The following is a 21,987-nucleotide window of genomic DNA, read 5'->3' as shown; positions in this document are numbered from 1 at the left end:
GTTTCACGGCAAGCTCCTAGCGTGAGCGACTGAATAGATTGCCCAAGCCTTGCGGCATTAGACGAATCACGATAATCACCGTAACCAGCAAGCCGATCTGGCCAAACAACTGGCCATATGAAGCGGTAAGTCCGGTCTGTATGATTGCAAGAATTCCCGCGGCGGGCGTGGTGCCGGCAATGACGTTGGCGCCCCCGACCACCACTGCAACGAATGCCTGCACGATGAAATTACTGCCCATCGTCGGCACAACGGTCATGGTCGGTGCATACAACGCACCGGTAAGGCCGGCGAGACCTGCGCCCAGCGCAAAGGTCAGCGTGTAGAGCCTGTCAGTGCGCAGTCCCAGACACTGGGCCATCCTGGCGTTCTGAATGGTCGCTCTGGCGCACACGCCATAGTTGGTTCTGAAGAACAGCCAGTACAGCGCGAACAGGATCCCGAGCGCGATGGCCGGCAACACGGCGCGATAGGTCGAGAACGAATAATCGCCCAACGAAAACGAGCCGAAAGGTGTCCCGATTCCTTCGAGGGACGGTCCGGCTACCAGCAGCATTGTCTGTTGGACAATCAGGCTTATCGCCCACGTCGCCACCACCGAGTCGAACAGCCGGTCGTATAAGTGACGTATGACGAGACGCTCAATGATGATTCCCGCGATAGCAGCGGCGAGCGCACCAAGAAGCATCGCCAATGGCAGCGGCAAGCCGTGCTTGGCCGAAATGATGGTGACGTAAGCACCGCACATGATGAACTCACCATGAGCGAGATTGATCACGCCCATCATTCCGAAGATCACCGCGAGCCCCAGCGCGGCAAGCACAAGGTAGGCGAAGTTGTCGCCGAATTGATAGACCAGCGAATAGAGAAAAGACAACGAAGTCATGGAAGCCTCGACCAGTTTGGCCGGTTGGCGGCTCAGGTGAAAGTGAGCCCCTTACCGGATTTATGACACGTTCAAGCACGCGATTGGTGCGGGGACTATGACTTCTTCGGCAGATCCGTCGGCGTGTATTGGCGGTGATCAGGCTTTGCAGGCAAATCACAGCCGACCTTACCGAGCCAGTACGGCTGGACGTCGCTCCATACCTTGGGGATCTCCACTGAGTGGTCAGCCTTCACATGAACCAGATAAATCGTGTGGCTCAAGTGATGACTTTTCGGGTCGATGCAGACCTTTCCCGACGGACCGTCGGTGCAGATTCCACCGCTTTCCAATGCCTTCTTTACGGCGTCCTGATCAATGGACTTTGCTTTTTCAACGGCTGCTTTGTAGAGGAATACGGCGTCGTACGCGTTGGCTGCTTCCTGGGTGATATAAGGCTCATTTGGGAATTTTGCGTGGAAGCGTTTCTTGAAGTCGTTGCTCGCAGGGGTATCGACTTCTTCCACATAATTCGCCGTCACGTACATGTCTTTGAGTGCAGGCGGCTTAAAGCGTTTGTGCTCGTAAGCCTGTCCGACACTGACCGAGCTGGCCATGGGCAAGTTCAAGTGAGTGGAAGCTTGTTGCTCGTAGTAGGTTGCCTGATTGGCACCCACCAGAAGCGTGACGACGAAGTGCGGCTTCGCCTTTTGGATGTTCTGGATCGTTTGCCCGAACTGCGAGACGCTGAGTGGGATGAACTCTTCTCCCACCATCGTGCCGCCATTTTCCTTGACGATATTGCGCACCCATTCCGCCGAGATCTGGCCGAAGTTGTAGTCAGCAGCAATCGTGTAAACTTTTTTTCCGAACTTCTGCATCATCCACGGAATAAGTGTGGAGAACTGCTGCTCGGGTACTGCTCCCGTTACAAACGTGTTGGAGTCGCACACGCCTCCTTCGTACTGGTTGTCGTAAAAATAGAGCTGATGCGCGCGATCCATGATCGGCCGAATTGCCTCGCGAGAGGCGCTGGAGAACCCACCAAACACAACATTGACCTTGTCGGTCTGGATCAATCGACGCGACAGCTCTTGGAATTTCGTGTTGTCCGATTGAGTATCGTAGGAGATTAAAGTAATGGGGCGGCCCATGATGCCGCCCTTCGCATTGATTTCGTCGACAGCCAATTGCGTGGCGTGAATCTTGGGAATGGTTGCTAACGCAAAATTCCCGGAAGCGTCCTCAAGCAACCCAATTTTCACGGGGTCTGCGGCCATGGCGGCGACCGAAGAGCAAGTAAGCCCTACGGAAATGGCCAGATGTAGCCAACGAAACGTGCTAGATAACATTTGTCACTCCAGAAGAATTTGAGTCAGCAGGAAGAGAAAAAAAAAGCCCCCGGCGAACCATAGGTTCGTCGGGGGCTTCTACGCCGCATCCCTGAGTGGACATCGTTGTCGGATATCAGGGATATGAATTAATGCTAGAGCACGAAGATTTGAATGTCAACGGCAGCCTGTGGTGCGCCGCAAGGCATCTCGCGTCTGGTTCGCCTCTTAATACCGCGCGTTGATCCATGAAGTCCTTGACCCGCGCGGGCACGGCGCATTCACGGATGATCTTGGGCAGCGGGATTGTCGGAAACCCGACCTAGACCATAGTATTGGTCGATACTTGGACCAAAAGGTTGAACAGTCAGTCCACCGTGGCGGAGGTAAGGCCCAGTCGTGCGCCCATATTGACCAACTCCGCCAACGACTCCGCTTCCATCTTGCGCATCACGCGGCCACGGTGCGCCTTCACCGTAATCTCGCTAATTCCGAGTTCGCGGCCGACCACCTTGTTCAATCGTCCCCTCACCACCAGTTTCATCACCTCACGCTCCCGGCCGGTCAGTGACCTGTAACGCGCCTGCAGCATGCGCACCTGGGCCTCCTCGCCCAGCGCTGCACCGCTGCGCCCTAGGGCTTGACGGATCGCCTCCAGCAGCACTTCATCAGCGAAAGGCTTCGTCAGAAATTCGACCGCACCTGCCTTCATTGCCTGCACCGTCATCGGTACGTCGCCGTAGCCCGTGATAAAGATGATCGGCATATCGAGTCGGTCCGCCGCCAAGCGTTTCTGCAAGTCCAGACCACTCAGATCCGGGAGGTTCACGTCCAGTATCAAGCAGCTTGGCGCGAGCACTCGCGGCCGGCACAAAAACGCCTGCGCCGACGAGAATATTTCCGGCTGCCAGCCGGCGTTGCGAATCAGTAATTCCAAGGACTCCCGTACGGAGATGTCATCGTCGACGACGAATACGACCGGCACTGCGGACGTCACCGATTCCTCGGCAGCTGCCCTCGCAAAACTTAGCTGTTTCCCGGGATAGTACGGCATGGTGGATACCTCAATTCTCTCTCAGCGCAACCGCGAGCGCACACAGCAGCGCTGCCTCGCTGAATGGCTTGAACAGACATTCGACTGCCCCCTGCTTCAGTAATCGCGACCGCACCAATCCGTCTGCGTTCGCGGTAATAAACACAATGGGAATGGGCCGTCGGCGCAGTATCAGTTCCCTTTGAAGGTCGAGCCCGGTCATGCCCGGCATCGCGACGTCGAGAATCAGGCAGCGAGTCTGGCCGACATAGTCCGAGGACAAGAACTCTTTCGCCGACGAGAACGCCTGAACCGCAAACCCACATTCCCTCAGCAGGTCCGGCAGCGACTCACGCACCGATTCGTCGTCGTCAACGACTGATACGAGTGTTTGCGTAGTCATTGTGGCTTTCTTCCAGCGAAACGGAAACGGAAAAGTCCGATGTCAAGATCGAGCCGCGCAGTCCACACCGATCCAGGCAGCGCATCAACAATGCGGATGAGTTCACTCTGCACGCCGCTCTCCCTGGCAGTCACCGTGGCCCAGCATGCCCCATTTTTAAGTAAAATTTCAATCATACTTTGGCGTCGACCTTGATGCGAAGGGATCGCTCTGCGCCGTCTTTCAACAGGCTAATCGAGGCCGACGAATTCTTACGCGGATCATACCTTGGCATACCTTGACCCTCCTCGTTTATAGCCAGATCATGATTGCATCGAACACAAGACCGTTGCGATAAATCTCCATCGGCAAAGAAATTTTTCGTAACTGATTTTTTATCTAATAAGGATACCAGATGAATCTAATACACCTGGTGCGTGATAGGTATCAGTTAACCGGCTGAAGCGGAAATTAACGCCATACAAGCTGTCTCCTCACTCACCAGTTCGCTTGACCACGTTTCAAGTCACCTCAACGGATAGGAGTAAATCATGCAGGATGTCATCGACGGTTTTCTGAAATTCCAGCGCGACGCTTTCCCGGAGCGCAAAGAGCTTTTTAAAAAACTTGCCACCAGCCAAACCCCTACAACATTGTTCATTTCCTGCTCTGACAGCCGCATGGTTCCCGAACTGGTGACGCAGCGCGAGCCGGGCGATCTCTTCGTGATTCGCAACGCGGGCAACATCGTGCCGTCATTCGGTCCTGAGCCGGGCGGCGTCTCGGCTACGGTTGAATATGCGGTCGCGGCGCTCAATGTTACCGACATCGTGATCTGCGGTCACTCGAACTGCGGCGCAATGACAGCCATTGCCACCTGCAAGTGCCTCGACCACATGCCAGCCGTGGCAAATTGGCTGCGTTACGCGGACTCAGCAAAATTCGTCAACGAAGCGCGCGAGTTCACCTCGGAGCAGGAACGCGTCGATTCGATGGTCCGTGAAAACGTCGTCGCACAACTCGCCAATATCAAAACCCATCCTTCAGTCGCACGTGCACTGGCCCAAGGGCATCTGAGTCTGCATGGTTGGGTGTACGACATCGAGACCGGCTCAATCAACGCATTGGACGGCGCTACACATCGATTCGTGTCACTCACGGAACATCCGGACGTCACGGCCACCCCTGCCAGCGTCAGAAGCTGAACACCCCCGCGCCGAAAGGCCTCACCACCTCGAAGGAACCATCATGAACCAATCACAACATAGCCAAACTGCTCGCGAAGCGCTGACCGACGTCATCATCGATGCCAAAATGCGCAAGAATCTGACGTTCGAAGCAATCAACGAAGGTACCGGTCTTGGTCTCGCATTCGTCACCGCCGCCCTGCTCGGCCAGCACCCGTTACCCGAGCATGCGGCAACGGTTGTCGCCGACAAGCTGGAGCTGGGGGAAGACGCAGCTCGCCTGCTCCAAACTATTCCTGTACGCGGGAGCATCCCGGGCGGTGTGCCGACCGATCCGACAATCTATCGTTTCTACGAGATGGTGCAGATCTACGGCTCGACGCTCAAGGCCCTGGTCCATGAAAAGTTTGGCGACGGAATCATCAGCGCGATCAACTTTAAGCTCGACATTCAGAAGGTACCGGACCCCGACGGCGGTGAACGCGCGATCATCACCCTTAACGGCAAATATCTTCCGACTAAGCCGTTCTAAAGACAACCGGTACGCGCTCGCGCCTTAGCGCGCCGCACGTTGTCATGGGCTCGTTTCGAAGCGACGTAACGAGCCCATGCACTCAGGTTGGGATCGAGAGCGTCCCTGAGGATTCCATCCCTTCCGAGGGATCGTGCACGCCGAGACCATCTACAAAATATTCAGAACGCAGCCGCGAACATCGACGCTCGCACAGCGTCATCCGTACGGCTGTTACCGCTTCGCGACTAGTGAAGGCAACTTCATGCCGCGCTCCGCCATGATATTGCGAAGGACATCCGGATAATCAGTGATGATTCCATCCACCTTCGCGTCGATCAGATAGTTGGCAGTTGCAGCATCGTCGACTGTCCAGGGAATAACTTTCATGCCCGCAGCATGAGCACGCGACACCAGGTCGGGCGTCGTGTAGGGGACGTATCCGGCCTGCCCGTACGTACCGTTTTGCGGATCACCCGTAACCGGCGAAATCGCATTCGCTCCGAACGACGCAGCGGCCTTGACCAGGTCACCGCCGAATTGAGGATCATCGATATCGATACCTCCAAGCCAAGGAGAAGCGCCCGGGACGCCAACCTGCAGAAACTGCTGCCCGTTTGTCAGTGCGACAATCGGGAGAGCCGGCTCGATTTTGTGGACGAGCATTAACGCTCCCCAATCGAAGCTCTGAATCGTAATCTGGCGTGTCAGTCCCGAAACACGAATCTCGTCTAGTACTGTTTTGACAAACGTCTCGCGGGGCGCAGTTTCGGACGGTGCACCCGCTTCTACCTTTATCTCGATGTTCATCATGACCTGGTCCGCCTTGTACGACTTCACGAGGTCAAATACCTCCCGCAGCGTAGGTATCCTGACACCAGGAATGAGCTTCTGACGAGGGAAATTGCTTTGCGCAAGGGAACCGCAGTCCAACGTCTTGACCTGGGCTAGCGTCAGATCTTTTATGTAGCGTCCTACGTACGGATATAGAGGATCGCCAGGCGTCGCCGGCATCGTATCCAGACATTTGCCTTTGGAAACTTGGCGATCGTGCGTGACCACCGCTACACCGTCTTTCGTAATCTGAGTGTCGAGTTCGAGGGTAGTCACTCCGGTTTCCAATCCGCTCGCGAACGACTGCAAGGTGCTTTCAACCACAAGACCCAGACCACCGCGATGCGCTTGCAGGTCGAATTCGCGTGTTTCAAGGAACAGATGCTTGGCAGGCGCAACATCGGGACTATCGCCGCCGCAGCCACTCAAAAAGGTCGAGACCGCAACAATGGACAGCACTTGCTTGATACTGCATTTCTTCATGCTCACGTTCTCCAGGAAAGTGAGCATGATGGGTTACGTTTATGTAATGTACATTACAGTTGAATTATTATTAGCGGCTATTTTTCGAGTCGGATACTTAACAACGAAATGCTTGAGGATCTCACAGGAAATGGTTGTACGAGCTGCTTGATCCACTGTTAGCCAAGCTTCTTCTAACGGATGACGCTGGTACGAATCAGGACTGCGCGAATACGTCGCGATAGGCGTACAGGCCTGGCGTGCCGCCCGTCATGACAAACAGCAGATTGTCGCCAGGTGCGTATCGTCCTTGACGGACGTCCGCAAGCAAACCTGCAAATGCTTTGCCGGAATACACAGGGTCAATGAGCAATCCCTCCTGTGCGGCCATCAGTTGAACGGCGCTGATCATCTCGTTAGTGGGGATGCCATATCCGTCACCGCGATACGCCCCGTCAACATCGATTTCGTCCAGAACAGGCAAGTTCGGATGGCCGAGCAACTGCAAGGTTTCCTGAGTCAGTCGAAGCGTCGTGTCTGCCGTGACATCCCGGTCTGCAAGCACAGAAAAAGACCTGACGGATCGGGCGCCGCGACCCATCATTGTGAACCCGGCGGCAAGGCCTGCGTGTGTCCCTGAACTGCCATTCGGGACAATGATCTGCCGGAACGGCTTGTCCTGTTGAGCCTCTTGATGAGATATCTCCAGTGCACAGGAGGCGTAGCCAAGGCATCCAAGTGGCGTCGACCCGCCAGTCGGAATGACCAGCACTTGACGTTCCAACGCGCGTAGCTGTTCGGCACGTTTCTCAGCCGCTTCGAGCGCGCTTTCACCGCTTGGCACGATGTGAGTATTAGCGCCAAAAATATTATCGAGCAGGACGTTGCCACTCAGCTCGTAATTGTCGTCGTTACGCGGCACGGATCGGCTCAAAAAGAGCTCACACGTAAGTCCCAGACGTGCACAAGCTGCGGCCGTCAGTCGCGCATGGTTCGATTGCAACCCACCCACTGTCAAGACAGTATCAATGGAAGTGGCTTTAGCAGCGCCTAGGTGAAATTCAATCTTGCGCAATTTATTGCCACCGCCGCCAAGACTCGCCTCGTCGTCACGTTTGACGAAGAGATTCACTCCGTGCCCCTCGGCACCGAGCACTTCTTCAATTCGCGTAAGACGCTGAATCATCGTCGGACCATTTAATAGCGGCACGCGTGCAAAAGCATGCAGGGCATTCTCGAGCTTCTCTGTGTTCATGGGGATGTTCGTGGTTCGGGTTGAAAAAGATATAGCACATGACTGTATGACCAAAAGCAGTGCAAATAAAGCCTGCAATCCATTCAGATACAAATTAGTCCTGCTGGAAAACATTGCGACACAGTGCAGATACATAGGTGCGCTCTAATGTATCGACCGTATGACGTTGCAGTGCCATCGGGCGTCAGAGCGTTATGCCGCGACCGATTCGAACCCGATGCTAACCATCCTCAAGAGGAGCCTCAAATGATCATCAAAGATTCTGTCATCCTGGTTACCGGAGCCAATCGCGGCCTGGGTCTTGCGATCGCAGCCGCTGCCTTAAGAGCGGGCGCGCGCAAAATATACGCAGGCGCTCGGGATCCATCGGCCTTAAAGCTGGAAGGCGTAGAACCGTTGAAACTCGACGTCACTAGCGCCGAGGATATTCAAGCAGCGGCTCTGGCGTGCCCCGACGTCACTTTGCTTATCAACAATGCCGGCATCGACCTGGGGTGCGGGGTAACGTCTCCAGACGCCACTGCAACCTTGCGCGCAGAATTCGAAGTGAACGTTCTGGCTCCTCTGGAACTAAGTCGTGCGTTTGCGCCGATCCTGGCACGCAACGGCGGCGGTGCCCTGGTGAACATTCTCTCGGTTCTGAGTTGGCTGAACGCACCGCCGCACGGCACCTACAGCGTCACCAAGGCGGCTGCGTGGTCAATGACAAATGGCTTGCGAAACGAATTGGGCGCTCAAGGAACCCAGGTTGTTGGCGTGCATGTTGGTTATATGGACACGGACATGACTGCCGGTATCGACGTGGCAAAGGCCTCTCCCGCGGCAGTGGCCGAAACAATCCTTACGGCAATCGAGGCGGGCGCTGACGAAGTATTGGCAGATGAGACGTCCAGATATGTCAAAGCCAGCCTCTCGGCAGAGCGCGGAGTCTATCTCGGTGAACCGCGTTCGCAGCTTTGAAGGGCCATTGCTTCTAGCGCGTAAATTCGTTGATTTCCTACGCAGCTTGCATCTCGAACCAAAATCACAACGCTTCACTAGCGCCGTATTACGAGCTCGACGCGCGTGGCGATCGAGCGTTTGCGAGATCGCATCCGGAAGCTGAAATAGGAATGACAGTGCATCACAACCTTCTCAAACCCTTCGAACTCAAGTCCCTCGTCCTTAAGAACCGGATTGTGATGGCGCCGATGACTCGACGCTTCAGTCCGGGCGGCATTCCCGGACCAGACGTGGCCGAATACTATCGTCGCAGAGCAGCGGGCGACGTCGGCCTCATCATCACTGAAGGCACGACCATCGGCAGACCAGCCGCCTCAAATGACGAAAGCATTCCCAATTTTTACGACCCCGCTAGCTTGGACGGCTGGCGGAAGGTGGTAAAAAAAGTCCATCTGGCGGGAGGAAAAATAGCTCCTCAGCTTTGGCATCAGGGCTTGGCACGACCGATGGGATCAGGGCCCGTCCCTTCCGCGCAAAGCGAAGGGCCGAGCGCGGACCAGACAGCCTCGGTTGCAATGTCCGACGAGGACATTGCCGACACCATCGAAGCATTTGCCCTTGCTGCCGCGGCCGCGAAGAAAATTGGTTTCGACGCCGTCGAGTTACATGGAGCACACGGATATCTCATCGACGAGTTCTTCTGGCGCGGGACGAACCGCCGTGAAGATGCGTATGGCGGAGATATCGTTAAGCGCTCGCGATTTGCGACCGAGGTTATCAGGGCAGTAAGGTCTGCGGTGGGTCCAACATTTCCGATCAGCCTCCGGTTTTCCCAGTGGCGTATTCAAGACTACGGCAGCAAATTGGCAGAGACGCCAGAACAACTGGAGCAACTGCTCGCACCGCTTGTCGAAGCTGGCGTTGACCTGTTCCATGCATCTACCCGGCGCTACTGGGAGCCCGAGTTCACGGGGTCGGATTTGAATCTGGCGGGATGGGCCAGGAAACTGACCGGCGTGCCGACAATCACCGTTGGTTCAGTCGGCTTGAACGGACCAGACTTCCTGGCAGGACTGTTCGGGAAGGATGACTCGAAAGTAGAGCCGGCAACGCTGCATGCGCTAGAGCGCAGGCTCGAACAAGGGGAATTCGATCTAGTCGCTGTCGGACGCGCATTGCTCGCGGATCCCGATTGGGTCGCAAAAATCGAACAGGGCCGGTTCTGGGATGTCGCGCCGTTTGACAGGTCGCTGCTCAAGCAACTGGTTTAGCTCGTAGCGGCTGGACTCGCACGCCTTAGGCTCGCTGCGAGTCGTTGTAAATGAGCACATCAAACGTTTCCGACGCGGCCTATGCGGACCGGCGGTACGAACCACGCGAGGAGCAGGCCGATCATCGCAGCGGTGGCGGCAAAGGCAAGTCCCAGGTGGATCGATTTTACGAGGGCGCCGCGAGCCGCGTGCATCATTGTGTCGTCTGCATGGCCGGCCATGATTAGCCGATTAATAAGCGCCGCCTGTTCACCTCTATCGACTTGGAATTCGGGACTAGCGAACGATCTGAACCATCGGGACGCCTGATACACACTCAACGAGCCGTGAGCGCCACGCGCATACAAGCGGCTGAGCAGCGCACCGGTAATGGCGGTACCCAGCATGCCGCCCAGCAGACGCAAAGAGTGCAGCAGCGCCGTTGCTGAGCCAAGGTGACTGCGCGAGACGAGATGCTGAGAAACGAGCGTGATACTTGACACGACGAGCCCCATCCCGAAACCACTAAGGCCCATATAACTCATCCATACGTAGCGAGGCATTTTGCCATTGATTTCGACGAACCCCAAAGCCGCGCACATAAATAACGCGAACCCGATGAACACAATCGCGTTCGCTCGCCGCACGCGCGTGATGATGCGATTGTTCAATATGCCGCCCAGGGTCGTACCCAGGAGCAGAGGCGTCACCAGGATGCCGGACTCGTGGGGAGACATGCCGAATCCACCTTGGAACAGCAACGGCACATAAAAAACCATCGTGAAGAGCGCAAAGCCGCCGAGTACTGACATTGCAAACAACGCCACCAGCTTTCGATCCACCAGCATGTCGAACGGAACGATCGGGTATGCGGCTTTCCTGCCCGATGACCACAAGACGACCCCGGCGCCCACGGTTGCGATGCCCAGACCCATGGTCACCGGCGTGACGCCGATAGCAGGCACCAAGGCGATCAGCAATTGCAGAAGGCCAAATATGACCACCATTACTACGGCGCCAATCCAATCTATCGCCACCGGCACACCCGGGTGTTGCCGCTTCAGTCGCGGAAGGAATGCCTGAACGAACGCGAGAGAAATCAAACCGACCGGCACGTTGACGAAGAACACCAGACGCCAGCCTCCGTATTGCGTTAGCATGCCGCCCAGTGTTGGACCAGCGAAGTTGGCAACGACAAATGCCGAACTGACAAACATTTGCCAACGCAATCGAACTCGCAAATCGGGAAACAACTCGGCTACGCTGGCGAACATGGTCCCGATCAGAATCCCGCCGCCAATTCCCTGCACGCCGCGCGCGATCACGAGGGACAACATGCTCGTCGCCATACCGCACAGCACAGATGCAGTAGTGAATATCACGATCGCGGCAAGAAGAAAGGGCTTGCGGCCGAACACGTCGCCGAGCCGGCCGAAAATCGGAATCGTAACGACAGAGGCCAGCATATATGACGTTGCAACCCACGCATACAGGTCGAAGCCCTTCAGGTCGGCGACAATGCGCGGCATCGCTGTGCCGACGATTGTTTGATCCAGGGCTACCAGCATCGCGACGAACGAAATGCCGAGCATCGCTAGCAGCGACTCACGAAATGGCAGCAGTTGTCCACGCTGGTTACTAACAGAAAAATCGGGCGTCATTTAATTGTCTTATTGACCGTAAAAGCTTGCAGGCCAGGTTCGGAAGCAGTTTCAGACGTGGGTTCCACCTGGTTAGCCGCACGCCCGCCTCATGATTCAAACATGTGCCCGGCAGTGGCTCAATTAGACGATGGTATTGGCCTGAGGCCCGACTCCCGCATGACGCTCCGGCTGTGCGAGGGCATTAGTTGTCCTTGCCCACGCGGAAGAGAAAAACAAAATGTAGCGCCCGGGCCTTCTTCATTGGGAGCCGCCCATAGACGTCCCCGATGACTCTCGACAATCGATCGGCTAATAGACAGGCCAATTCCCATGCCGCCTCGCTTGGTGGTATAGAAAGCGTCGAAGAGCCTCTCCGCGCTTTGCAGCTCAAATCCAACCCCCGTGTCTTGTACCGTCAGACGTATTTCATCGCCCGCGTAGTGTTCCGTGGCGACCATCAATCGCCTCGGGCGATCGTCGACATCGCTCATTGCATCCGACGCGTTTAGCAACAGGTTAAGAATAACCTGCTGAAGCTGCACGCGATCCCCCATGACAGCGGGCAAATCGCTGGCAAAAACCGTGTGCACGACGACCTGGTTGACCTGTAGTTCGCTTCGCGACAGCGCAATCACTTCCTGGGCGGCTTCATTGAGATCCAGCGGCTCATTTGTCACCTCTTTCTTGCTGAACAGGGCCCGCAACCGCGCCGTCACATCCGAGGCCCGGTTGCCGTCGCGGATGATGCGCCGCACAGTTTCGCGCGCACCGTCGAGATTGGGCGGCTCCCCACCGAGCATTCGTAGACAGGTGCTCGCGTTGGTAATGATGCCCGACAGGGGTTGGTTCACCTCATGTGCAATCGACGCAGTCAACGCTCCGAGGCTCATTACTCGCGACACGTGCGCGAGCTCCGAGCGCACCTTTCCCAGCGCCTGTTCAGACTGCCGACGCTCTGTCACGTCCTGAACTGCGCCGATGTATTCCAGTTGTCCTTCGCGGTTGCGGGTCCCATGGGCGACGAAGTGAAGATGTTTAACGAAGCCATCGGGCATGGATAAACGACATTCAAAGTCAAAGTCCCTTCCGTCCGCGAGCGCTATGACTCGTCGCATGAGCGATATGTCCTGCGGGTGAACTCGCGCCAGAATCAGTTGGAGTGTGATCTTAGTCGCGATGTTGTAGTCGAAAATACGGAATGTCTCATCAGACCAGAAGTGGCGATCGACATATACACTCCACCCAAAACTGCCCGTCAGGCTTAGTTTCTGGGCCTCCGCGAGATAGGCGCCGCTGCGTCTCAATTTCTCCTCGGCCTCCTGGCGTTCCGTAATGTCGCGCACGTAGCACGTGAAGGACGGCGGCCCGTCCAAAGGAATTCGCGTAACCGCCACTTCAACCGGGAATTCGTTTCCGTTCGCGCGCACTGCCGCCAGCTCGACGCGTCTCCCGAGCATGGTTGAGTTGCCGTTAGCAAGCGAGAGCGCAAACTCCCGCTTGTCCTGGTGCTTGAGCAATGACGGAATCATGACCTCAGCCATGCGCTCGCCAACCACCTCGTGCGCAAGGTAACCGAAGGTTTGTTCCGCCGCTGGATTGAACTCGATGATAGTGCCCTCGTGATCAATCGTCACAATGCAATCGAGTGCCGAGTCCAGAATCGCCGCCTTGCGTACCTCACTGCTTCTCAAGGCTGCATCACCGAGCGCACGTTCGATGGCGATACTCGCGATATGCGTGATCTGGTCAATAACGGCTTCGTCCTGCGCAGTCGGTGTCTTGGGCTCAGGATAGTAAATTGCGAACGCGCCAAGGACTTTCCCGTCCGACGATTGAATCGGCGTGGACCAGCACGCGTGCAGTCCGTGCGAGAGAGCCATCGGACACCATTCGTACTCGGCCCATCTTGACTCTGAAGTGAGGTCAGTAGCGATGACCTGTTCGTTTAGGTAAGCAGCCATTGCGCATGGCCCAGACTCGGCATTGACAGGGCGTCCGACAATTGAAGCGGTGAAGCTTGCTGGCAAACTTGGTGCGGCTCCGTCTTCAAGATGAGTACCGTTCCTGTCCACCAGCACAACGCTGCAGTAACACCCGCTCACCGTACCCTCAACGAAAAGGCATAGCGCAGCGAGTATTTCCGTCATGGCGCGGCCACATGCGACCATCTCAAGCAACTGCTTTTCACCCGCCAGTAAGGTTTCGGCACGCCGGCGATCGTCAATATCAGTGTGTAACAGGTACCACTGGACAACCTGCCCGTTTGCATCGCGCAGCGGAATGCCTCGCATGTGAAACCAGCGATAAACGCCGTCGGAGCGGCGACGGCGGGCCTCTAGGTCCCAAGGATTCCCGGCGTCCACAGACTCCTTCAACGAAGCCAAGACGTCGTCTCGATCCTCCGCATGGAATGTGTCGCCCCATCCTTTAAGTTCTTCCAGGGTTCCACCAAAATATTCAAGGAACTGCCGGTTAGCAAATTCAAGGTGGCCAGCCGGTGTTCGAAGCGAGACCATCGTCGGTAGACCGTCGATGATCCGGCGAAAACGTCCCTCGCTCACTCGCAGCGCTTCTTCAGCGCGCTTGCGATCCTCAATTTCGGTGTTCACTCCACACCATTTGACGATTTTTCCGGTCACGTCGGCCAGAGGAGAAACGCGTACCAGAAACCAACGATATTCTCCGTCCGCACGCCGCAGCCGAGCTTCCAGTTCGCCTGACTCGCCGCCCTGGAGGATCGTTTGCCAACTCTCGAGTACCTCAGGCAGATTCTCGGGGTGAACCGCAGCTTGCCAGCCCTGTCCACAACCCTCCTCAACGCTCAGGCCTGTGTACTGACACCAATGTTGATTCAGAAAATCGACGTATCCATCCGGAAGTGCCGTCCAGACGGACTCGGGAATCGTATCAATGACGCGGATGAGTTCGCTGTTCACTCCGGCCCCCTTCTGGCAATCGCCATTTACGTGAGAATGCGCCAATTTACAGGCAAGCGGATACCATACTTTAGTGTCGGTTGTCATGAGGCGTGCGGCAACCACACCGACCAGACGTTGAACCTTCATATGTATTCATGGGAGCCTCGAACGGAGGTTCGCGCCCATTATTGACCGCAAGAGCCGGCAGCGCTTCGTGTACCCGATTCGCTCCTGGTGCCTTGTCGGTATCGCTAGCGCAGATGTCGCAAGGATCAAGAAAGCCAGTGGACAAACTAACCTCTTTAGAACGACATGCACGATGCCGCCCGTGAGCGGTCGAAATTATGCGTCCGCGGAATAGTTGGCAGCGCCGAGTCTCTTTGAACGTACTTTTTGGTAGCGAGTATCGAAGCTGATATTCATATGGCTGCAACTCCGACTGCCGACTAGAAAATACCGCAGCTCCGGACTACTCTACAGAAAGCACACTCCCCAAAATTCCGCCAAAACCTCCACGTCAATAAGGACATCATTCTGGACGGAGCGTTACGCGTCCCGCTTCAATCAATAGCCTGACGTTCCTGCACTTTTTATCAGCCAGCGTGTACGCCACGGTGAAGGCACGCTAATCCCGAAGGTATCCTCGCACGCACGATCCTGCTAACTCATACTTTGGCATAACTTGACCCGCTCGATTGGCAATCGGAAGATGTTCCATATCAACCAACGTCGCACACGCCAGTGATCTTTAGCAGATACGAAGGATTGCGATATATCTGATTTTTCTCGAAAAGGAACCCATCATGACCCAATCGGCAAAAGTACTATACACCGGCAAAATGCACACGTCAGGTGGCCGCGACGGCGCCTCGCGTAGCTCCGATGGCCGTCTCGACATCAAGCTATCCATTCCGGGCTCAGATGGAACCGGCACCAACCCCGAGCAACTGTTCGGTGCGGGTTGGTCGGCTTGTTTCATTGGTGCAATGGGAATTGCAGCTACCAAAATGAAGATCAAGATGCCGCCCGATACCGCTGTCGACGCCGAAATAGACCTTTGCTTAGAAGGCAGTGCCTACTTCCTGCAAGCGCGGTTGAATGTCAGCATTCCCGGCGTCCCACAAGAGACTGCGCAGGCACTCGCTGATGCCGCGCATCAGACTTGCCCTTATTCGAAAGCCACCCGTGGGAACATCGACGTCTTGATCAACGTCATCTGAATTCGCTGAAGCACAGTTTAAGTTTGCCAGGATAAGTAGTAGGCGCACTTAAACAGGAATCAGTGTAGTTGAAGTTGAGCATGTCCAAAGACCCGTTAATGCCAGCCTTACAAACCCTTCTTGCCACTGCCGCTACGGCGGTGGTGACTGCGTTTCGCGAAGCTCTTTGCGTTAGGAAGACCGCGCTAGCGCTGATATTCACTTAATCGCTTTTTGATAGTCGGATCCGTCTTTTCGCACGCTACGACAGCGGCCGCAAAACAGCCAACGCCGCATAGGTCGAGCGACTTATTCATAAGGAATGTACGCCGTGAACACATACAAAATTATTGTAACCTCTCTTCTCCTGATGGCCGTACTTACCGGCGTGACCACTGCACAAGCGAACGACTCCAATACCACTGCTTCAGTGGACAAGAAAGCCGCTCGCACCGCAAATTCGCAACTTCAACGTGCGGTACGGTCGGAACTGATCAAGCGAAAGATCGATATTTCGGGTGTCCGCGTCGTGGCTCGTAACGGCAGCGTAACGCTCGTCGGAACGGTAAAAGACGAGAGGCAAATTGCTCTCGCGGGTGACAGCGCCGATACTGTACCAGGCGTGCAGAGCCTCAAGAACAATCTCACGTTGCGCGTGGAAGGTCATTAAGAGGAAGCCGCCTAGGTAAACGCTAGGCGGCTATCTTGCTTGTCCTGCTCAGTGTCGCTGTGGCAGAGAATGCAGCAATTGTGTGTGAGCACGCTCTCTGAAATTGCAATCTAAAACCTCGTGGCTGCATTAACAATCGACCACGGACAATCCACCGACGCGTAAGACGCAACCTCACATCGATATGCTTCAGTAGTCGACGCCCTTCGTAGTCCAGCAGGCAATTCAGCGGCGTTGCGGCTCGCGTTATTGCATAGCTCGATCTTAGGCTCTTCGAAGACGCTGCTGTTCGTTTCGCACCTGTCTTCTACCGCGCTCTATTCCACATGCGTCGTCTCATACCATCGTCCACTCGTATTCACAACGAGCTTCATGTCTCATAGGAAATACGACGACGCGATATTCGATTTACTAAAGGATTTCTCATGCTTAGTGACGATTCCAATAGGTGCTGGGGGCATACCGTCCGGTTGCTTGGTTCATCACCTATCCGCCCACTCGCCGGCAGTGGCCGGATTCCTTCATCAGAGCCAGTGGCGCGGCAGCGACGCAAGATCAAACCTTATACCCCGCCCACTGCTTGTGCGGTACGCGTGATAGACCGGCTGGGCCCAACTGTCGCGATCGTCGCGTGGAGTGACCCAACCGCTTGCTATTACGGCGATCAAACTTGGCAGGCGGGTATCGCCAGACATCCGGGCATTTGCGCGGCGTGCGGAAAGAACATTCGACGTGGCGATGCGGTGTATATGCCACGCCGCAAGCCGCTGCCCGCCAATGCCGACGCCATGATTCTTGCAGTCGTCGTACAGAACTCGATGTCCCCCCCCAATACCGGTATAGGCTAACGTGCGGCTGTATGGCCAATTGCAGTGCCGTCGACTACACCCGACTTTACGATGTGCAGTAAAGCCGCACCCTTCACGGAAATCCGCAGAAAATACCCACGTTTCCGACAGGGGGCCGGTTGACGCGCATCCAGAGCGAAGCATACATACATCTCTTCGCCTCGCTCGTGGACTCGGCGCCAGCCGTTGTCTAGCGCATCGTTCGGTTGATCTGAACAACCGCTAGCGCGCTAGTTACCGATTTCCCTGACAGTAAGTTTATTCGATACCGTACTTGAGTTCGCAGCGCCCCGCGCAACACTTTCTGCGAGTGCGATTTGCGAATCATCAGCCACGGTGCCATTGAGCGTCACGACATTTTTCTTCACCAGAATCGTGACGCCGGAGGAATCAAGTCCCTTTGTTTTCGTCAGCGCCCGACGCACTGTTTTTTCGATCTGGCGATTTTGTGCTCGTACGACTTTCTTGCTCGAAGCAGTCGAAGGCGCGGTAGCAGCTGTATCGCCCACGTTTTGTGCGAAGGCCGGCACCGCAATGAGAGCCGCTGCGGCCGTTGCCAACACGAATTTGAGCACTTGCATGATGTTCCCCAAAAGAGATAAAAATCTGTCGACGTAATTGCTAGACACACGCGCGTACAACGGTGGTGTCATTCGTCCAGGAATCGCGTCGCACTCTGAACAAAGCGTTCCGGAAACTGGAAGATTGACCCGTGACCGGAATCAGGAAACACAAGCAGTTCCGCATTGGGCAACGTCTGTTGAAGCGTGAAGGAGTTGACGGTGGGAACCATCAGATCCGTCTTTCCCTGCACAACCAGAACCGGTTGCGAGATTTCCGCGAGCCGCGCATACCGGTTGGCAGTTGGAACAGCGCCCCAGGCGTTAATTGCGTTCGCTTGCGCCTGCATCGCGGCCATGGAAGACGGAGTGTCCTGATCCGCTCGCTCGTGCCGGCGCTTCCAGAACGCCCGCCCGGCGGCCTGGCTTGTCTCGGTGGGATAGAAGAACAGATAGAGGAAATTTTCTTCGACCGGTACTTCTTCGATAGCGTGGGCAGTAACGAGATCCGGGTATCCGACCATCGACTCGCCCCCTTCAGGGCCTGTTCCCGCAAGGATCAGTCGGCGCACGAGATCAGGACGGTCTAGCGTAACTTGCTGCGCCACAAACCCACCCATCGAGAAACCAAGGATGTCGACCTTCTGCAGGCCCAGCGCCTCGACAAACGTAATCACGTGCGTGGCCATACCGGCGATCGTATCCGCAGGCTCACCACCGGAACTCGCTACGCCGGCGTTGTTGAACAGGATAACCGGGCGCGTCGCCGCAAGGCCGTCTGTGACAGCTGGATCCCAATTGTCAAGTCCTCCTCTGAAATGCTGGAGACAAATAATGGGCACTTCACTTCCTGATCCAAAAAGCCGGTATGCATACGGTATTCCGTCGGCTACGACAAACCGGGTCGAAGCTGTTGAGTGCGTCTCTTGCATATTTTTATCCTCATCAAATCGCTTGCTTTTTAAAATCTACGGCGTTCAATCTCACATATCGAAATGAGCGCTTTCGAGAGAAACCATGCCTTCTCCAGGCAACGTTGCTCAACCGTTCAAAGATGTTGTTCAATCAAGTAAAGCTAACGGGTAGACGAACGAACGTCTTACCTTGAGACAGGTCATGGCCTGGAGGCGATCTAATCAGAGACGCGCCGGAGCGTCGATTAGACGATGGTATGAGGCGACACGTAGGTACTTCGCATGTATGCGGGAACGCATACGTCATACGCCTCAGCCGGGCGGACAGACAGACAGACAGACAGACAGACAGACAGACAGACAGACACCATAGTATCAATCGATACCAAGGTCTACTCGTCATTCTGGCGAGCTTGTAGTTTGATTACGAACGTGTACTCCCTATATATCGCAAGCGAACGGATCAAATAAAGCAGCCAGTTGTTTCGGCTAGCCCGAAACGTGACGAATCTGCGATCCCATTGCTTTCCACCGAGAACCATCGATGTCCACTCACTACCGCAAGGACCGCATGAACAAGACCATCACCATCGAGACGCGAGACGGAAGTTTCTCGGCCTATGTGGCACAACCCGTTGTGACGTCGGCGCCGGTCATCGTTGTCATCCATGAGATCTTCGGCGTCAACGCAGACTTGCGCGATACCTGCGACGAACTTGCTCACCAAGGTTATCTAGCCATCAGCCCCGACCTGTTCTGGCGCATGGAACCGGGTGTCGACATGTCGGATCAGTCCGAGGCCGAATGGGAAAAGGGATTTGCGCTGTACACAGCCTTTGACTACGACGCTGGCGTCGAGGATATTGCTACGACAATAGAGGTCGCGCGCACTCTGTCCGGTTCCAACGGGAAGGTTGGATTGATGGGTTTTTGTCTGGGCGGGCTGATGACATTCATCACCACGGCCCGCAAGGGCGCCGATGCATCTGTCGTGTACTACGGCGGGAGCACGGAGAAGCACCTTGACGAAGCAAACGACATCAAGAATCCGTTGATGATTCATCTTGCCGAGGAGGACGAGTACATTCCCCGAGCCGCTCAAACTGCCATTATTGACGCACTCCGCGGCAACCCGTTTGCAAAGGTTTTCACATATCCAGGTTGTAACCATGCCTTCGCGCGTCACCGAGGCTCGCATTACAACGAGCAGGCAGCAAAACTGGCGAATCTTAGAACCGCGGGCTTTTTTCAGGAACACCTTCGGTAAAACAACCGACGACTACGGCAGCATTTTGGAAGTTCGCTTGAGTCCAGATGCACCTGGGAATATCCACCCGTAGGGCTCGTAGAACAATCGTTGAAAAAGGCCGCCGTCAACTCGCTTCGTAGAGTTGCTTGCAAATCCTTTCCCTCACTTCACAATTCGACCGTGCACAACCTACCTATTCAACCGAGTAATACGACCAACTCAACGGTCTATATCGTCGACGACGATGAATCAATCAGAGCGTCGTTGTCCGGTCTGCTTTGCTCGGTCGGTTTGCACGTCCGCGCATTCGAGACGACCCAGGGATTTCTAGAGGCATCAAGGGAGCAAGTTCCCAGTTGCCTGATTCTGGATGTCAGGTTGCCCGGAGAAAGCGGGTTAATGTTCCAACAGCACGCCCTCAAACTAGAAATTGCGATCCCAATTATTTTTATGACTGGCCACGGTGACATCGCTATGACCGTGGCGGCAATGAAAGCAGGAGCGGTGGATTTTTTGGCAAAGCCATTTCGTTGCCAGGATATGCTTGATGCGGTAGCGTCCGCACTCGCTAGCGACGCTGAGCGCCTTGAAAAGCACCAGGCGGAAGTTGAAGTCCGTGAAAACTACAAGACGTTGACTCCTCGTGAGCGCGAGGTTGTAACGTATGTTATCGCCGGTTATCTCAACAAGCAGATCGCCGGGCGAATGAACGTAAGTGAAATTACCGTCAAGATTCATCGCGGGTCCGCAATGAAAAAAATGGCAGTGCGTTGCGTTCCTGACCTTGTTCGTAAAGCCCAAACGCTAGGTGTGCAGCCTGCGACACCTGATTCGAATTTTCCGCATATAAACCACACTTCGCTGGCGCGATCACAGCTAAAAAATCGGGAGCAGTCATTTTCATTGCCTCGCTTTCCATCTGGTAGCGATCAAACGCTGCCATGACACTTAGGTTGCGCCGATTATTCAATTCAATCTCACGCACATTTACAAGGATTCCAGAATGTCTAGGCATTACATCTATTCAGCGATTTTTGGCTCCATACTCTGCTCTCTGGGACCCTGGGGCTTGGCCTCTGCTGCTGACGTCAAGAAAGTCGTTATCGTTCACGGTGCGTTGGTCGATGGATCGGGATGGCGAGCAGTTTCCGATGGTCTAACAAAGAAGGGGTACAACGTGACGATCGTTCAGGAGCCGCTCACATCGTTGCCTGATGATGTCGCAGCGACTAAACGTGTACTCGATCTTCAGGATGGTCCCACCGTTCTAGTCGGCCATAGTTATGGTGGCATTGTGATCAGCGAAGCCGGTCACGCCGGGAATGTGGCAGCACTCGTGTACGTCAGTGGATTTGAACCTGAGAAAGGGGAAAGCGTGGCGAAGTTACAAGCGAGCAGCCCCGTTCCTGATGCAAAGAGCACCATCAAGGCAACGTCTGATGGCTATCTTTATCTGGAGCCGTCGGACTTGCCTCGGTTCCTCGCGACAGATATCCCAAAGGGTGACGCCGAATTTATCGGACGCACACAAGTGTTCACCTCTTCCAAGGTCTTTGCCGCCGAAGCTGGAGAGCCGGCATGGAAAACCAAACCGAGCTGGGCTGTTATCGCAACAAAGGATCGGGCGATCAACCCCGATCTTGAACGGAGTATGGCCAAGCGTGCAGGGAGTAAAGCCGTCGAATTGGACGCGAGTCACTTTGTTTTCATGTCAAAACCTAATGACGTTGTCAATGTCATCGTCGATGCCGCGAAAGGAGCATCCCGTTAGCCGCTCCTGAATCACAAGTCGACCAGCAGGGCTCATCGATCACCGAGAAGCAACTAGACAATCAACAGGTCGGCACGGTTTGCGGGTCTGTCGAATTGCTAGATGATCTGCACGTCGAGGCGCCATGCACTTCCGATTAGCTGCGTCGCCGCATAATATCGCA

At 55.4% G+C, this 21,987-nt stretch carries 19 protein-coding genes and 1 pseudogene; 10 read left to right on the top strand and 10 right to left on the bottom strand.

The features are described from left to right. Positions 1 to 16 precede the first annotated feature (16 nt). The 4 genes from FH08_RS0108700 to FH08_RS0108685 all read right to left on the bottom strand — a co-directional run bounded on the left by FH08_RS0108700 (position 17) and on the right by FH08_RS0108685 (position 3,632). A complete protein-coding gene (locus FH08_RS0108700; RefSeq protein ID WP_031357960.1) occupies positions 17 to 886 on the bottom strand; it encodes an ABC transporter permease subunit in 870 nt (289 codons plus the stop codon). A 95-nt stretch (positions 887 to 981) separates the two neighbouring features. After that, on the bottom strand, positions 982 to 2,217 hold the full coding sequence (locus FH08_RS0108695; RefSeq protein WP_031357959.1) for an urea ABC transporter substrate-binding protein: 1,236 nt from the start codon (positions 2,215 to 2,217) through the stop codon (positions 982 to 984). A 346-nt stretch (positions 2,218 to 2,563) separates the two neighbouring features. Further along, a complete protein-coding gene (locus tag FH08_RS0108690; protein ID WP_081889399.1) occupies positions 2,564 to 3,250 on the bottom strand; it encodes a response regulator transcription factor in 687 nt (228 codons plus the stop codon). Positions 3,251 to 3,260: 10 nt separating this feature from the next. After that, the gene (locus FH08_RS0108685) at positions 3,261 to 3,632 is read right to left on the bottom strand and encodes a response regulator (protein ID WP_031357957.1); all 372 of its coding nucleotides are present in this window, start codon (positions 3,630 to 3,632) and stop codon (positions 3,261 to 3,263) included. A gap of 530 nt (positions 3,633 to 4,162) precedes the next feature. Here FH08_RS0108685 and FH08_RS0108680 point away from each other — a divergent pair. After that, the gene (locus FH08_RS0108680) at positions 4,163 to 4,816 is read left to right on the top strand and encodes a carbonic anhydrase (protein WP_031357956.1); all 654 of its coding nucleotides are present in this window, start codon (positions 4,163 to 4,165) and stop codon (positions 4,814 to 4,816) included. A 43-nt stretch (positions 4,817 to 4,859) separates the two neighbouring features. Continuing rightward, complete coding sequence (gene cynS / locus FH08_RS0108675) at positions 4,860 to 5,330, top strand: cyanase (RefSeq protein ID WP_031357955.1); 471 nt, start codon at positions 4,860 to 4,862, stop codon at positions 5,328 to 5,330. A 213-nt stretch (positions 5,331 to 5,543) separates the two neighbouring features. On the opposite strand, the gene FH08_RS0108670 is transcribed toward cynS, so the two are convergent. Next, on the bottom strand, positions 5,544 to 6,626 hold the full coding sequence (locus FH08_RS0108670) for a glycerophosphodiester phosphodiesterase family protein (protein ID WP_035565689.1): 1,083 nt from the start codon (positions 6,624 to 6,626) through the stop codon (positions 5,544 to 5,546). 196 nt (positions 6,627 to 6,822) lie between these two features. Further along, complete coding sequence (locus tag FH08_RS0108665; RefSeq protein ID WP_031357953.1) at positions 6,823 to 7,860, bottom strand: D-cysteine desulfhydrase family protein; 1,038 nt, start codon at positions 7,858 to 7,860, stop codon at positions 6,823 to 6,825. Between the two features lie 246 nt (positions 7,861 to 8,106). On the opposite strand from FH08_RS0108665, the gene FH08_RS0108660 reads away from it, so the two are divergent. Both FH08_RS0108660 and FH08_RS0108655 read left to right on the top strand, forming a co-directional pair. After that, on the top strand, positions 8,107 to 8,820 hold the full coding sequence (locus tag FH08_RS0108660; RefSeq protein WP_031357952.1) for an SDR family oxidoreductase: 714 nt from the start codon (positions 8,107 to 8,109) through the stop codon (positions 8,818 to 8,820). A gap of 152 nt (positions 8,821 to 8,972) precedes the next feature. Then, positions 8,973 to 10,073, top strand: coding sequence for an NADH:flavin oxidoreductase (locus tag FH08_RS0108655; protein WP_031357951.1), 1,101 nt, complete (start codon positions 8,973 to 8,975; stop codon positions 10,071 to 10,073). Positions 10,074 to 10,132: 59 nt separating this feature from the next. Here the strand turns inward: FH08_RS0108655 and FH08_RS0108650 are convergent, their stop codons facing one another. Next, positions 10,133 to 11,713, bottom strand: a complete 1,581-nt coding sequence (locus FH08_RS0108650) for an MFS transporter (RefSeq protein WP_031357950.1) — start codon at positions 11,711 to 11,713, stop codon at positions 10,133 to 10,135. A gap of 119 nt (positions 11,714 to 11,832) precedes the next feature. Continuing rightward, positions 11,833 to 14,760: a PAS domain S-box protein gene (locus FH08_RS49325; protein WP_051887966.1), complete on the bottom strand. Its 2,928-nt coding sequence runs from the start codon at positions 14,758 to 14,760 to the stop codon at positions 11,833 to 11,835. Positions 14,761 to 15,416: 656 nt separating this feature from the next. Between FH08_RS49325 and FH08_RS0108635 the strand changes: the two genes are divergently transcribed. From FH08_RS0108635 to FH08_RS54320, 3 genes are all read left to right on the top strand, one after another. After that, on the top strand, positions 15,417 to 15,833 hold the full coding sequence (locus FH08_RS0108635) for an organic hydroperoxide resistance protein (RefSeq protein ID WP_031357949.1): 417 nt from the start codon (positions 15,417 to 15,419) through the stop codon (positions 15,831 to 15,833). Between the two features lie 310 nt (positions 15,834 to 16,143). After that, on the top strand, positions 16,144 to 16,482 hold the full coding sequence (locus tag FH08_RS0108630; protein ID WP_160172441.1) for a BON domain-containing protein: 339 nt from the start codon (positions 16,144 to 16,146) through the stop codon (positions 16,480 to 16,482). A 425-nt stretch (positions 16,483 to 16,907) separates the two neighbouring features. Further along, complete coding sequence (locus FH08_RS54320) at positions 16,908 to 17,330, top strand: DUF3331 domain-containing protein (RefSeq protein ID WP_075583303.1); 423 nt, start codon at positions 16,908 to 16,910, stop codon at positions 17,328 to 17,330. Between the two features lie 230 nt (positions 17,331 to 17,560). Here the strand turns inward: FH08_RS54320 and FH08_RS0108625 are convergent, their stop codons facing one another. Together FH08_RS0108625 and FH08_RS0108620 are read right to left on the bottom strand one after the other, a co-directional pair. Next, on the bottom strand, positions 17,561 to 17,911 hold the full coding sequence (locus FH08_RS0108625; RefSeq protein WP_031357947.1) for a BON domain-containing protein: 351 nt from the start codon (positions 17,909 to 17,911) through the stop codon (positions 17,561 to 17,563). 68 nt (positions 17,912 to 17,979) lie between these two features. Further along, positions 17,980 to 18,822, bottom strand: a complete 843-nt coding sequence (locus tag FH08_RS0108620) for an alpha/beta fold hydrolase (protein WP_031357946.1) — start codon at positions 18,820 to 18,822, stop codon at positions 17,980 to 17,982. A gap of 553 nt (positions 18,823 to 19,375) precedes the next feature. Between FH08_RS0108620 and FH08_RS0108610 the strand changes: the two genes are divergently transcribed. The 3 genes and pseudogenes from FH08_RS0108610 to FH08_RS0108595 all read left to right on the top strand — a co-directional run bounded on the left by FH08_RS0108610 (position 19,376) and on the right by FH08_RS0108595 (position 21,824). Next, positions 19,376 to 20,071, top strand: coding sequence for a dienelactone hydrolase family protein (locus tag FH08_RS0108610; protein WP_031357945.1), 696 nt, complete (start codon positions 19,376 to 19,378; stop codon positions 20,069 to 20,071). 162 nt (positions 20,072 to 20,233) lie between these two features. Next, positions 20,234 to 20,875, top strand: a pseudogene (locus FH08_RS50290) (response regulator transcription factor); the annotation flags it as partial. A gap of 181 nt (positions 20,876 to 21,056) precedes the next feature. Next, positions 21,057 to 21,824 carry an alpha/beta fold hydrolase gene (locus FH08_RS0108595; RefSeq protein ID WP_031357942.1) on the top strand — a complete coding sequence of 256 codons (768 nt, stop codon included), beginning with the start codon at positions 21,057 to 21,059 and terminating at the stop codon, positions 21,822 to 21,824. The last annotated feature ends 163 nt before the right edge of the window (positions 21,825 to 21,987 follow it).

Source organism: Caballeronia sordidicola (genome assembly GCF_000729995.1).
In the GTDB taxonomy this organism is placed as follows: domain Bacteria; phylum Pseudomonadota; class Gammaproteobacteria; order Burkholderiales; family Burkholderiaceae; genus Caballeronia; species Caballeronia sordidicola_A.
The sequence above is the reverse complement of the archived record's forward strand: the minus strand, read 5'-3'. Positions and strand labels throughout refer to the sequence as shown.